The 12,421-nt window shown below is 65.4% G+C and carries 10 protein-coding genes; 4 read left to right on the top strand and 6 right to left on the bottom strand.

Features of this window, described 5'->3' with window-relative positions:
- Positions 1-5: 5 nt before the first annotated feature.
- The 6 genes from ACQ86E_RS07120 to ACQ86E_RS07145 form a co-directional block, all read right to left on the bottom strand.
- Positions 6-1,862, bottom strand: a complete 1,857-nt coding sequence (locus tag ACQ86E_RS07120) for a dipeptide ABC transporter ATP-binding protein (protein WP_431204809.1) — start codon at positions 1,860-1,862, stop codon at positions 6-8.
- A gap of 199 nt (positions 1,863-2,061) precedes the next feature.
- Positions 2,062-2,988: a 2-hydroxyacid dehydrogenase gene (locus ACQ86E_RS07125; protein WP_431204810.1), complete on the bottom strand. Its 927-nt coding sequence runs from the start codon at positions 2,986-2,988 to the stop codon at positions 2,062-2,064.
- Positions 2,989-3,001: 13 nt separating this feature from the next.
- Entirely contained in the window at positions 3,002-4,330 is a 1,329-nt protein-coding gene (locus tag ACQ86E_RS07130) for an NAD(P)/FAD-dependent oxidoreductase (RefSeq protein WP_431204811.1), read from the bottom strand.
- Positions 4,331-4,397: 67 nt separating this feature from the next.
- A complete protein-coding gene (locus tag ACQ86E_RS07135; protein WP_431204812.1) occupies positions 4,398-5,273 on the bottom strand; it encodes an ABC transporter permease in 876 nt (291 codons plus the stop codon).
- 4 nt (positions 5,274-5,277) lie between these two features.
- Positions 5,278-6,228, bottom strand: coding sequence for an ABC transporter permease (locus ACQ86E_RS07140; RefSeq protein WP_431204813.1), 951 nt, complete (start codon positions 6,226-6,228; stop codon positions 5,278-5,280).
- Positions 6,229-6,255: 27 nt separating this feature from the next.
- Positions 6,256-7,947: a peptide ABC transporter substrate-binding protein gene (locus ACQ86E_RS07145; RefSeq protein ID WP_431204814.1), complete on the bottom strand. Its 1,692-nt coding sequence runs from the start codon at positions 7,945-7,947 to the stop codon at positions 6,256-6,258.
- Between the two features lie 219 nt (positions 7,948-8,166).
- Between ACQ86E_RS07145 and ACQ86E_RS07150 the strand changes: the two genes are divergently transcribed.
- The 4 genes from ACQ86E_RS07150 (at position 8,167) to ACQ86E_RS07165 (ending at position 12,414) form a co-directional block, all read left to right on the top strand.
- Entirely contained in the window at positions 8,167-8,799 is a 633-nt protein-coding gene (locus ACQ86E_RS07150) for a helix-turn-helix domain-containing protein (protein WP_431204815.1), read from the top strand.
- 130 nt (positions 8,800-8,929) lie between these two features.
- A complete protein-coding gene (locus ACQ86E_RS07155; RefSeq protein ID WP_431204816.1) occupies positions 8,930-10,771 on the top strand; it encodes an ATP-binding protein in 1,842 nt (613 codons plus the stop codon).
- A gap of 76 nt (positions 10,772-10,847) precedes the next feature.
- Positions 10,848-11,297, top strand: a complete 450-nt coding sequence (locus tag ACQ86E_RS07160) for a cupin domain-containing protein (RefSeq protein ID WP_431204817.1) — start codon at positions 10,848-10,850, stop codon at positions 11,295-11,297.
- A gap of 43 nt (positions 11,298-11,340) precedes the next feature.
- Positions 11,341-12,414 carry a hypothetical protein gene (locus ACQ86E_RS07165; protein ID WP_431204818.1) on the top strand — a complete coding sequence of 358 codons (1,074 nt, stop codon included), beginning with the start codon at positions 11,341-11,343 and terminating at the stop codon, positions 12,412-12,414.
- Positions 12,415-12,421: the final 7 nt, after the last annotated feature.

Here is a 12,421-nt window from a genome sequence, read left to right on the forward strand (position 1 = left end):
GGTCTTTAGGCCGACCACTCCTCGCCCCAGACCTGGACGACATGGCCGGGCGACACTTCGCGATATTGCCGCACCGGCGGCTGATAGTCCGGTGCGCGCACCGGGCTTCTGATCTCGTCGTTCGCGACCTCGCGCTTGGTGGCGCGGCGTGACGGATCAGGCACCGGCACGGCGGCCATCAGCTTCTTGGTGTAGGGATGCTGCGGATTGCCGAACAATGCCGCACGCGGGCCGGTCTCGACGATCTCGCCGAGATACATCACCGCGACGCGATGGCTCATGCGTTCGACCACCGCGATGTCGTGGGAGATGAAGAGATAGGCGAGGCCCATGCTGGCCTGAAGGTCGAGCATGAGATTGACGACCTGCGCCTTGACCGAGACGTCGAGCGCGGAGACCGCTTCGTCCGCGACGATGAGCTTCGGTCCGAGCGCGAGCGCCCGCGCGATGCAGATGCGCTGGCGCTGGCCGCCGGAGAATTCGTGCGGGAAGCGCGCGGCCATGTCGGCGGTGAGACCCACACGCACGAGCAGGTCGGCGACCTTGTCGCGCGCCTGCGACGCCGTTGCGAGCCCGTTGGCAAGCAAGGGCGCGGCGATCGCCGTCCCCACCGACATGCGTGGATTGAGGCTCGCGAACGGATCCTGGAACACGATCTGCATCCGCTTGCGGTAATCGCGCAAGGTGTGACCGGTCATTGCGAGCACATCCTGGCCGTCGATCAGAACCGTCCCGCTGTCCGGTTCGATCAGCTTGAGGATGGAGCGGCCCGTGGTCGACTTGCCGCAGCCGGATTCTCCGACCAGCGCCAGCGTCTCGCCGGCGCGCAAGGTGAAGGAGATGTTCTCGACCGCGTGCACCCGGCCCGAGACTTTTCCGAACAATCCCGAGCGGATCGGGAAGCGCGTGGTGAGATTGGAGACTTCGAGCAGCGGCCGTTCGGCGATCGAGACCGTATCCGGTGTCTCGGTCGGCTCGTCCGACGTCCCCGTCACCTTGTCGACGATCGGAAACCGCATCGGCCGCGAATGTCCGCCCATCGAGCCGAGGCGCGGCACGGCCGCGAGCAGCGAACGCGTGTAGGGATGCGAGGGCGCCGCGAAGATGCGCGAGGTCGCATCCGTCTCCACCGCCTGCCCGCCATACATCACCACGGTCCGGTCCGCGATCTCGGCGACCACGCCCATGTCGTGGGTGATGAAGAGGATCGACATCCCTTCCTCCTGCTGAAGCTCTTTCAGCAGTTCCAGGATCTGGGCCTGGATGGTGACGTCGAGCGCCGTGGTCGGCTCGTCCGCGATCAGGAGCTTGGGCTTGCAGGCCAGCGCCATCGCGATCATCACGCGCTGGCGCATACCGCCGGAGAAGCGGTGCGGATGCTCGTGAAAGCGCGACTTGGCCGCCGGGATGCGGACACGATCGAGCAGGCGGATGGTCTCCGCTTCCGCCGCCGCCCGCGACAGGCCGCGATGCTGGATCAGCGCTTCGGCGATCTGGAAGCCGATGGTGAGCACCGGATTGAGGCTCGTCATCGGCTCCTGGAAGATCATGGCGACGTCGTTGCCGCGGATGTCGGTCATACCAGCTTCGGGCAGCGACAGCAGATCGCGGCCGGCGAGCGTGACGCGGCCCTCCACGCGGCCAATGTCCTTCGGGATGAGGCGCATGATCGAGAGTGCCGTGACACTCTTGCCGGAGCCAGACTCTCCGACGATAGCCACTGTCTCGCCGGGCGCGACGTCGAAAGACACGTTGCGGACAACGGGAATCCATCGCCGCTCGATCATGAAGGAGGTGACGAGCCCGGCAACCGACAGCACGGGCGCGATAGCCGGATCGGCTTTGGCGACACCTGTACTCATGCGCGCGCTCCGATGCTCGCCCCACGCAAGGTGCGCCCCTCCCCCGCTTGCGGGGAGGGTTGGGGAGAGGGTGTCTCCACAACGGGACATCCCCCAGAGGAAAGAACCCTCACCCGGCGCTGCGCGCCGACCTCTCCCGCATGCGGGAGAGGTGCACCGAGTCCGTGGCTGCACCGATGTTACCATCACCATCGTCCCCTCAATAACCACGGCTGCGATCGACACGCCCCGGCAGCTCCTCGCCGCGGCGGTGACGCGCGATGACGTCGAGCACGTAGTCGACGGCCGTGTCCGGCGTGGTCATGCTGGCGTTGTGCGGCGTCAGCAGGATGCGGGGATGGCTCCAGAACGGATGGCCCGTGGGCAGCGGCTCGGGATCGGTGACGTCGAGGATGGCACCGGACAGCGCGCCGCTGTCGAGGGCCGCGAGGACATCGGCTTCGACCAGATGCGGGCCGCGCCCGACATTGACCAGCGAAGCCCCGCGCGGCAGGCGCGCGAACAGATCGGCGTTGAGGATGCCGCGCGTTTCGTCGGTCAGCGGCAGCAGGCAGACGAGGATGTCGGCTTGCGCGAGGAATTCCGCCAAGGCGTCCGCGCCCGCGTAACAGGTGACGCCTTCGATCTCGCGCGGCGAACGGTTCCAGCCGAGCAGCGGGAACTCGAACGCTTTGAGGCGCTCGAGCGCGGCCTGGCCGAGTTGGCCGAGCCCCATCACACCGACGCGCCGCCGCTTCGCCGGCGTGATCCGGATCTCGCGCCAGACCTGCTGCTTCTGCTGGGCCATGAAGTGCAGGAGATCACGATGCAGGGCGAGCACGGACATGGTGACGTACTCGACCATGGTCTCGGCAATACCCGGCTCCAGCATGCGCACGAGTGGAATGTGCGTCGGAACCTTCGTGGCATCGAACTGATCGACGCCGGCGCCAACCGAGAAGACCAGCTCGAGATTGGGAAAGGTCGTCGCGATGTCATCAGGCGGCACCCACGCCACGAGATAACGGATTTCGGCCGGATCGCCGATGTCGGGCCAGAGCCGAAACGGCAGGTCGGGCGCGCGCTCGGCGAAGAAGGTCGCCCACTCCGCGCCGCGAACCATGTTGGCCTTGTAGAGAACCGTCATGCCGCAGGCGCCCTCAGAACGGGCTGACCGGCGCGAGCCGGCGGCCGTCGATCATGCGCTTGTGGCTGTAAGGCTCGGGATCGACCAGCGGCGTCGAGCCGGTCACGATGTCGGCGGCGAGCTTGCCGGCCGCGGGACCGATGCCGAAGCCGTGACCGGAGAAGCCGGTCGCCAGGAAGAAGCCGGGCAAGGCGTCGACCGGCGAGATCACCGGAATGGTGTCGGGCGTGCAGTCGATGGTGCCGCCCCACGCTTCCGCGATCTCGATGTCCTTCAATTCAGGGTTCGCCTTGATCAGTGCGGCCAGCGCCGAATTGACCAGCGACATGTCGGGGGCAGGATCGCGCACGCGCTCGGTCTCGAACGGCGACGGCTTGTCGAGACTCCAGCTGGTGCCGCGCACGATCTGGTCGAAGAACGACTTACCGAACGACATCTTCAATCCGTTGCGGCGATGCAGATAGGTCGGCCAGAAGGTGCTTGCGTATCGGAACAGGTCGGGCGACAGCTCGACGGTGCCGCGGTTGCGCAGCGCCAACGTGAAACCGCCGTCGAGGCGGCGGCGGATGCAGTAGAAATCGGTGCCGAGCGCGCCCGCGGTGATCTCCGGTCCCGGCGTGGTCCGGCACGCGGTGGCGTTGACGAGGCCGATCGGCAGCTCGATGCCATGGCGGCGGCAGAATAGCGACGACCACGCGCCGCCCGACAGCAGCACGGATTGGGTCCGAATGGTGCCCTTCTCGGTAACGACCGCGCTGACGCGCCCGCCTGATGTCTCCAGTCCGCGCGCGGCGCAGCCTTGATGGATGGTGACGCCGTGCTTTCGCGCGGCGGTTGCTAGCGCGGGCACGGCCATCGACGGCTCGGCGCGCCCGTCGCTCGGCGTGTGCAGGCCGCCAACCCACTCATCGGTATTGCCGGGCATGCGCTCGGCGACCTCGGCCGGCGTCAGGACGGTGGAATGAACCTGTTCCTCGCGCGCCATGGCGGCCCAGCGCTCCCAGCTCGCGAGCTCGTCCTTGCTCTTGGTCAGGAACAGCACGCCGGTACGGCGGAAGCCGGCATCGACACCGGCGTCGTTCTGCATGTCCTCCCACAGCCGCAGCGCCTCGCGCGCCAGCGGAATTTCCTCGCGCGCGCGCCCTTGCTGGCGGCACCAGCCCCAGTTGCGGCTGGACTGCTCGCCACCGACATGGCCCTTCTCGATCAGCGCGACGGACTGGCCCTTCTTCGCCAGATGATAGGCCGCGGAGACACCGATCACGCCGCCGCCGATGACGACGACATCCACCTGCGTCGGCAGGCGTTCATCGCTGTTGATACGGTTGAGCGGCGGGGACATGAGACACTCCTTAACGTCAGTCTGGACTTCGGTTCGATCGAGCTCTGGCTCGTCATGAGTTTGCAGATCATGGAATGTTCATGCGCGGATCGAGCGCGTCGCGCAGGCCGTCGCCGAGGAAGTTGAAGCTGGTCACCGCCAGCGTGATGGCGAGGCCCGGCGCGATCGCGAGCCACGGCGCGCTGGTGAGATAGATCTGGGCGTTGTTGAGCATATTGCCCCAGCTCGCGGCCGGCGGCTGGATGCCGTAGCCGAGATAGCTGACATAGGATTCGAGCAGGATCGCCTTCGCCACGTTGAGTGTAGCCGCGACCACGATCGGCGCAATTGCGTTCGGCACGAGTTCGCGGAACATGATGCGCAGGTTCGACGAGCCGAAGGCGAGTGCGGCGACCGCGAATTCGCGCTCACGCAGCGAGCGGACCTGGGCCTCGACGACGCGAGCGACCGCCATCCAGGCGGTGGCCGCGATCAGCACGGTCGTGGTGACGAGGCCGGGCTCGGTGAGCGCCGCCAGCGCGAGCAGCAGAAAAATCGTCGGAAAACACAGCACGGCATCGACGAGCCGCATCAGGACCGCGCCGACGACGCCGCCATAGAAGCCGGCGAAGGCGCCGACGGCGATACCCACCGCCATCGCGATCACCATCGCGACGATGCCGATCGAGAGCGACACGCGCCCACCCATCATCAGCCGCGCCAGCACGTCGCGGCCAAGCTCGTCCGTGCCGAGAATATGCGCGCCCGACAGCGGCGGCGCGAACCGCTTCATGATGTCGATATAGGTGTCGTCGAACGGCAGCAGAAAGGGGCCGAGCGCCGAGCCGAGGATGAGCACCAGGATGATCACCGCACCTGCGAGCGCGAGCCGATGCCGGCGGAATCGCCGCCAGGCGGCCTGGCCGGGCGCGAGCGGAACGGTGGAGAGGGCCGCGGTCGTCATCGCTTCAGCCCACCCGGATGCGCGGATCGACGACGGCATAGAGGATGTCGGCGAGCAGCGAGCCGATCAACACCATGGTCGCCGAGAACATCAGGATGCCCATCACCACGGGATAGTCGCGATACCCGATGGAATCGAGGAACAGGCGGCCCATGCCGGGCCAGGTGAACACGGTTTCGGCGACCAGCGCGCCGCCGAGCAACGTCGGAAACTGCAGGCCGGCCACCGTGATCATCGGCAGCAGCGCGTTGCGCAGCGCATGCACGGTGAGGATGCGCCATTCCGGCATGCCCTTGGCACGCGCGGTGCGGATGTAATCCTGGTTGATCACCTCGAGCATGGAGGAGCGCATGAAGCGGCCCCACATCGCGGTCTCGACCAGCGCCAGCACCAGCGCCGGCGCGATCAGATGATGCAGGAGGTCGAGGAGGGAGCCATCGCCGACGGTCTCGCGGTTGCCGGCCGGCAGCCAGCCGAGCTTGACGGAGAACAGGTAGATGGTGACGAGGCCGAACCAGAAGGTCGGAATCGAGAGCGCAACCATGGCACCGACGGTGGCGAGCGTGTCGAACAGCGAATAGCGGCGCAGCGCACCGAGTATGCCGATCCAGCAACCGAGCAGCACCGCGATGATGGTTGCCGTCGCCATCAGTTCCAGCGTGGCGCCGAGATGCGAGGAGATCACCGTCAGCACCTGTTCGCCGTCGCGATAGGACTTGCCCCAGTCGCCCTTGAGCATGCGGCCGAACCAGTCGAGATACTGGATCGGCAGCGGGCGATCGAGCCCGAGCTGCTTCGTCACACGGTCGAGGTCCTCCTGCGTCATCTGGGCCGAAGCCGCGAATTGCGACAGCGGGCCGCCCGGCGCCAGATGCAGGATGGCGAAGCCGATCGCGGAGACGATCACGAGCAGCATGATCGCCTGTGCCAGGCGATTGGCGACGTAACGAACCATCTCAGGCGATCCGCCGCGCCTGAGACATCAGGCCCAGTACCATTCGCGGATGTTCCAGCAGTTGATGGAGGTGTTGATGTTGGGACGGAAGCCCTGCAGCCCTTCCTTGACGCCCTCGGCGATGAAGCCCTGGAACAGCGGCAGGATCGCAAGGTCGTTGCGGATCAGTTTTTGCAGCTCGCCATACGTGGTCCTGCGTTGCGTGAGATCGAACTGCCTAGCGCCCTCGGCAAGAAGACGGTCGGCCTCGGCGCTCTTGTACTGATAGGTATTGTAGCCACGGCCACCCTTGGCGGGCGTCGCGCCTGAGCCGAAGCGCGGTGTCACATCGGGGTCGCTGCCCAGCATGAAGTTTACGCTGACCAGCACCGAATTGAATTTCGACTGCTGCCAGAAGTCGCCCCAGATCACGGCCGCCGGCATGTTGTTGACGCGCATTGCCGCGCCGATCGCGCGCCAGTCCTGGATCAGGAGCTGCTGGGTTTGCTCACGCACGGCATTGCCTGATGTCGTCGAATTGGTGAACTCGAGCTTCACGCCGCCTTTTTCACGCACACCGCTGGAGCCGCGAACCCATCCGGCGGCATCAAGCAGCGCGTTGGCCTTGGCCGGATCGTATTTGTGTTGCGGAAGGCCTTGCTGGAACGACCAGGCCTGCTGCGGCACGAAGCTTTCGGTCAGACTCGGCAGGCCGTAGTTGAGCGCATCGATGATCGCCTGCTTGTTGATGGCGAAATACAGGGCTTCGCGCACCGTGCGGTCGGCGAGCGGCCCGAATTCCAGATTGGGCGCGATGTGCTCGACCGAGGACGTCGAGGAAACGAAGATCTTGCGCCCCTTCAGCGTCTTCGCTTCCTGCACGAAGTTCGGCAGGATGCCCTGCAGCCCGGTGTAATCGACCTGGCCGGTGCGGAACTGCGTGTAGAGAACGGTGAGGTCCGGGATGTATTTGAAGACCACGCGTTCGAGGTAGGGTCCCTTGCCGTGATAGGCGGGATTCGCATTCAGCTGGATATGGTCGCCCGGCACGCGCTCACCCCAGCGGAACGGCCCGGTCCCGACCGGCGCGTTGTGGAACGGCGAGGCGTTCGGATCGGTCACCTTCTCCAGAATGTGCTTGGGCACGATGAAGGTCAGCGCAGCCAGGATCGACATGTAGGGCGAATAGGCAGCTTCCATCCGCCAATGGATCTCGTCGGGGGCGACAACCTTGATGTCCTTGACGAGGCTATGGCCGACGCGGCTGCGCGCACGAAAATCAGGATTGTTGATCAGCTCGAGCGAGAACTTGACATCCTCGGCCGTGAACGGCGCGCCGTCGTGCCACTTCACGTCGCTGCGCAGCTTGATCTTCCAGGTCAGGCCGTCGGCCGACAGGCCACCATTCTCGACGGTCGGGACCTCACGCGCCAAATCTGGAACGAACTTGCCGTCGGGTTCGATGAACCAGAGCGGCGAGAACACCTGCCACCAGATGCCCTGGTCGACCTCGATGCCTGGCATCAGCGGATGAAAGACGGTCGGCTCCTGCGACAGCGCGGCAATCACCTGCCCGCGCGGCTTGTCCGGCGGATTTGACGGACGATCGGTCTGCGCGAACGCGTTGCCTGAAAGGCTCCATCCTGCCGCGGCGCCGGCGCCGAGCTGGAAGAATTGTCGGCGATTCGGAATGCCGAGATGCAGTGCCCCAACGCCGAACCTGCCGGTGTCGTCTGCCATGACCACTCTCCGTTGTCGCACGCGGCACCGTCTCCCGCGCCCCCGAAACCCCGGCAAAGGGACAGGAGTGGGCTTTTAGTGCTTCTAAATTATTGCTTCAAAAGTTCATCATGACTAAATACAGCTGTCAATCACATTGCTAGGATGCGCGACGTTTTCACTCCGACTGAAGCCTTGGACCGATCCGGTCCGGGCCATGATGATGCATGGGAGAGCGGCATGGATGGTCGCGGCGATACCAACGCTCCGAAGGACGCCCCGACGATCGAGGCCGACGAGGCGAACGACCAGCGCCTGGGCGAAACGGTGCGCCTGCTGCGCCAGCGCGCCGGCCTTTCGATCCAGGACGTCGCCACCAAGACCGGCCTCTCCAACGGCATGATCAGCCAGCTCGAACGTGCACGCGCCATGCCATCGATCCGAACGCTGCGCCTGCTCAGCATCGCGCTCGAGGTGCCGATCTCCTACTTCTTCGAAACCAGCGATCCCGCCGATTTGCAGCGCTACATCGTGCGCAAGAGCAGCCGGCGCCTGCTGCGGCTCACCGCCAGCGGCGTCGTCAAGGAGGCGCTGACGCCGGAAGGCGGGGGCCAGCTCGAACTGTACGAGCTCACGCTCAATCCCGGCGCCTCCTCCGGCACGGATTTCTTGCAGCACAACGGCGAGAAGGCCGGCTACATCCTGTCCGGCAGTCTGCGGCTGTGGCTCGACAACCAGGCCCATCTGCTGGAAGCGGGCGACAGCTTTCGTTTTCCGAGCATCGTGCCGCACATGTTCGACAACCCGACCCAGCAGCCATCGCGCGTGATCTGGGTGACGACGTTGCGGCAGACCGATTCGCCGGCAGGCTAGCCGCAACCTTCCTAGAGTACCGCAAATTGACCCTCGACGCAGCCGCGCCGAGTCCGTAGCTCACATCATGCCGGACTCTTCGACAAGGCGGGCCGCGGCGATCCGCGGCTGCCGTCTTTGGTGTGAGACCATGAAACTCAGGGGGCTTCTGACACTCGCGATGGCCGCGCAGGTCATCGTGACCGCTATGGCTCTCCTCGCCTCCTCTGCCGTGACCGGCGCCGGTTTCGGCGTGCCAGAGATCATCGCCCTGCTCGCAAGCGGCGCCGTCGCGGTGCTGCTCGCGCGGCTCTGCGCGCGCAAGATCGAGACGTCGCAGCAAAAACAGGCCGCGGCGCAACTTGCTGAGCAGGCGCAGGCCAGCGCGCAAATGACCCAGGCCGTGATCAAGACCGCGCTCGATGCCTTCGTTCAGACCGACGCGAACGGCATCGTGCTGGAGTGGAGCTTTCAGGCCGAGGCCCTGACCGGATGGACACGGCAGGAGGCACTCGGCACCGACGCCGTCGACCTGCTCGTCGCCGAGCCGCTCCGCGACGGCTTTCGGCAACGCATGATGCGGCTGCTGCCAGAGCTGTCGAATACGCCGATCGGCATCCGCTTCGAAGCAACCCTGCTGCACCGGGAAGGCGACGAGATCCTGATCGAGGCGTCGAGCACCGCGCTTCAGATTGGCGGGCGCACCGTCATCAACAATTTCGTCAAGGACGTCACCCAGAAGCGCGCCGCCGAGGAGCAGTTGATCCAGGCGCAGAAGATGGAGGCGGTCGGGCAACTCACCGGCGGCATCGCGCACGAATTCAACAACATGCTCACCGTGATCACGGGCACGATCGAGATCCTCGCCGACGCCGTGAAGGACAACCCGCCGCTTGCGACCATCACCAAGCTGATCAGCGAGGCCGCGGACCGCGGCGCCGCGCTGACATCGAGCCTGCTCTCCTTTGCACGCAAGCAGGCGCTGCAGCCGGCAGAGATCGACGTCAACGACCTGCTGGAGGAACTGGCAAAGCTGCTGCTGGCGACCTTCGACAAGAAGATCGAGATCGTGACGAAGCTCGACGGCGCCATCTGGCTGGCCTACGCCGACCGCGGCCAATTGAGCTCGGCCCTGCTCAACCTTGCGATCAACGCCCGCGATGCGATGCTAGACGGCGGCAGGCTGACGCTGAGGACGCGCAACGTCGTGTTCGGCGTGCGCGAGGCCGTCGCGGTCGGTGCCGGCTATGCCGGCGACTATGTCGAGATCGAGATCACTGATACCGGCACAGGCATTCCGCAGGCGATCCTCGAGCGGATCTTCGATCCGTTCTTTTCGACCAAGGACGTCGGCAAGGGCACCGGTCTCGGCCTCAGCATGGTGTTCGGTTTCGTCAAGCAGTCCGGCGGCGGCATCAAGGTCAAATCCGCAGAAGGCAGCGGCACGACATTCACGATCTATTTGCCGAAGGCCGAGACCAGCACGCTCCGCCCGGCCGGCTATGACGAGCGCAAAGTCGTGGGCGGAACGGAAACCATCCTCTGCGTCGAGGACGACCGCGACGTCCGTCAATTCGTCACGGTCCAGCTCCAAAGCCTCGGCTACAAGGTCATCCCCGCCGTCAACGCCGCCGAGGCGCTCGCCATCGCGGCCGAGGGCACGCCATTCGACCTGCTGTTCACCGATATCGTGATGGCCGGCGCCTTGAATGGGCGGGAGCTCGCCGACGAGATGGTGGCCAAGCGCCCCTCCTTGAGAGTCTTGTTCACGTCCGGCTATGCCCACGACGCCCCGCATGGACCGGGACATACCACCATGGGCGCGCCGCTGCTGCCGAAGCCCTACCGCAAGGCCGAGCTCGCGCGCATGCTGCGCCGCTCTCTCGACACCGCCGTCGATGCCGCCGGCGACCCGATCCCGACGCCCTATTCGGTCCAGGCCGACGTCGAAGGCTTCTTGCGCAAGAAATCCACCGATCGCGACCGGCGTTGACACGCGTCTGGCGGATGGACTCCGCCGCTCCGCTGGTCAAAACTGCGCGCCAGCAAAATTCCGATGGAGGCAAGCCATGACTGCACTCGAAAAGGGCATCACCGCGAACGGCACGGGCTATGGCGGCAAGAGCTGGAATATCCTCGGCCAGGTCTATTTCCCAAAGGCGGTCACCGAATCCACCTTCGCGTTCGAGACCAACAGCGAGCCCGGCCAGTTCGTGCCGGTGCACATCCATCCGACCCAGGACGAATTCATCCTGGTGCAGGAAGGCACGCTCGACCTCAAGCTCGACGGCGTGTGGGTCAAGGCCCATGCCGGCGACCTCGTGCGCCTGCCGCGCGGCATCCCGCACGGCTATTTCAACAAGTCCGACAAGCCTGCCCGCGCGCTGTTCTGGGTCTCGCCGATGCAGAAGCTGGAGGCGCTGTTCACCCAACTCGACAATCTGACCGACCCCGCCGAGGTCGTGCGCATCTCCGCCCTGCACGAGGTCGACTTCCTGCCGCCGGAGGCCAACGACTAGGTTACGATCTCCCAACGAACGAATCGTTCGGAGGGGGCCGGCCATGCGTGCACGCCGACATGCCATCGCAGCTCTTGCGGCGCTTGGGCTGATTTTCTCGACCGTTGCCGTGAGCCGGGCGCAAACGCTCACGGCAAAGCAATCGGAGGCGGTTGCGGCCTACGAGCGCGCGCTCGGCGATTTCAAATCCATCCTCGCCGAGCGGCGCAAGCAGATCGAGGCGAAAGAACCGCTGCCGAACCTGCCGGGCCAGGCGATCTATCTCGCCCGCGTCGCCGTGATCAGCAGCTACAAAGACCTCACCGACGCCATGCCGTCGCGGATCGGCCGGCCCAACAAGTTCGAGATCCCTCCGGCCTATTTCGACGCCGACATCGAACCGCTGATCGACGAATACGGCAAGCTGTTCGATATCATGGAAGCGCCGCCGGCCAATGCGCAGAACTCGGCGACACCTTTCAAGGACGTCGTCGATCTCGCAGTCGCGATCGCGCGCGCCATGGGGCTCGGGCCTGACCACGCCGAAGCTGCGGGCCGCATCAGCCTGGGGCTGTTCTTCGCCGAGACCAACGGCAAGCAGAATGTCCGCAACGGTCGCTCGAACACCTATATGGGCAGCTTCCAGACCGGCCCCTCCGAAGACCGCAACGGCCGCAGGAAATGGGAGGCGATCAAATCAGCGATCGCGGCGGCCGATCCCGGACTGAACGCACGCGACGACAGGGAAGAGGCGCTGGCCCGCGGCACCGACCACCGCTTCAACCACTGGACCAACGTGCGCGACGGCCTGATGAACGCGCATGCGGATATCTTCCGGGAGATCCCTGCCATCGTGAAGACGCTGCCCGACCCGATCGACCAGATGAAGCTGTTCGAACTGATCCAGATCGTTCCCACTCCGACGCGGGCCGCGCTCAAATCGGGAGATCTGCTGAACTACCGGGTGTCGAGCCCCACGATCATGAAGCACCTGCGCAACAACAGCATCTTCGCGTTCGGACAGGCCGACCGGGCGCGGACCTCGGCCAGCTTCCGCGAGATCCTCGCCGCGATGTGGCTGTTCAATCGCAAGTTCGAGCGGGCCATTGCGAAATATGCCGAGATCAAGTCGCGCTGACGGCCGC

Source organism: Bradyrhizobium betae (assembly GCF_050632175.1).
Taxonomy (GTDB): Bacteria; Pseudomonadota; Alphaproteobacteria; order Rhizobiales; family Xanthobacteraceae; genus Bradyrhizobium; species Bradyrhizobium betae_B.

Excerpts from the sequence above, each read along its gene's own strand:
- ACQ86E_RS07150 (WP_431204815.1), top strand. The coding sequence starts at position 8,167 with ATGGATGGTCGCGGCGATACCAACGCTCCGAAGGACGCCCCGACGATC.
- ACQ86E_RS07155 (WP_431204816.1), top strand. The coding sequence starts at position 8,930 with ATGAAACTCAGGGGGCTTCTGACACTCGCGATGGCCGCGCAGGTCATC.
- ACQ86E_RS07160 (WP_431204817.1), top strand. The coding sequence starts at position 10,848 with ATGACTGCACTCGAAAAGGGCATCACCGCGAACGGCACGGGCTATGGC.
- ACQ86E_RS07135 (WP_431204812.1), bottom strand. The coding sequence starts at position 5,273 with ATGACGACCGCGGCCCTCTCCACCGTTCCGCTCGCGCCCGGCCAGGCC.
- ACQ86E_RS07130 (WP_431204811.1), bottom strand. The coding sequence starts at position 4,330 with ATGTCCCCGCCGCTCAACCGTATCAACAGCGATGAACGCCTGCCGACG.
- ACQ86E_RS07125 (WP_431204810.1), bottom strand. The coding sequence starts at position 2,988 with ATGACGGTTCTCTACAAGGCCAACATGGTTCGCGGCGCGGAGTGGGCG.
- ACQ86E_RS07165 (WP_431204818.1), top strand. The coding sequence starts at position 11,341 with ATGCGTGCACGCCGACATGCCATCGCAGCTCTTGCGGCGCTTGGGCTG.
- ACQ86E_RS07120 (WP_431204809.1), bottom strand. The coding sequence starts at position 1,862 with ATGAGTACAGGTGTCGCCAAAGCCGATCCGGCTATCGCGCCCGTGCTG.
- ACQ86E_RS07140 (WP_431204813.1), bottom strand. The coding sequence starts at position 6,228 with ATGGTTCGTTACGTCGCCAATCGCCTGGCACAGGCGATCATGCTGCTC.
- ACQ86E_RS07145 (WP_431204814.1), bottom strand. The coding sequence starts at position 7,947 with ATGGCAGACGACACCGGCAGGTTCGGCGTTGGGGCACTGCATCTCGGC.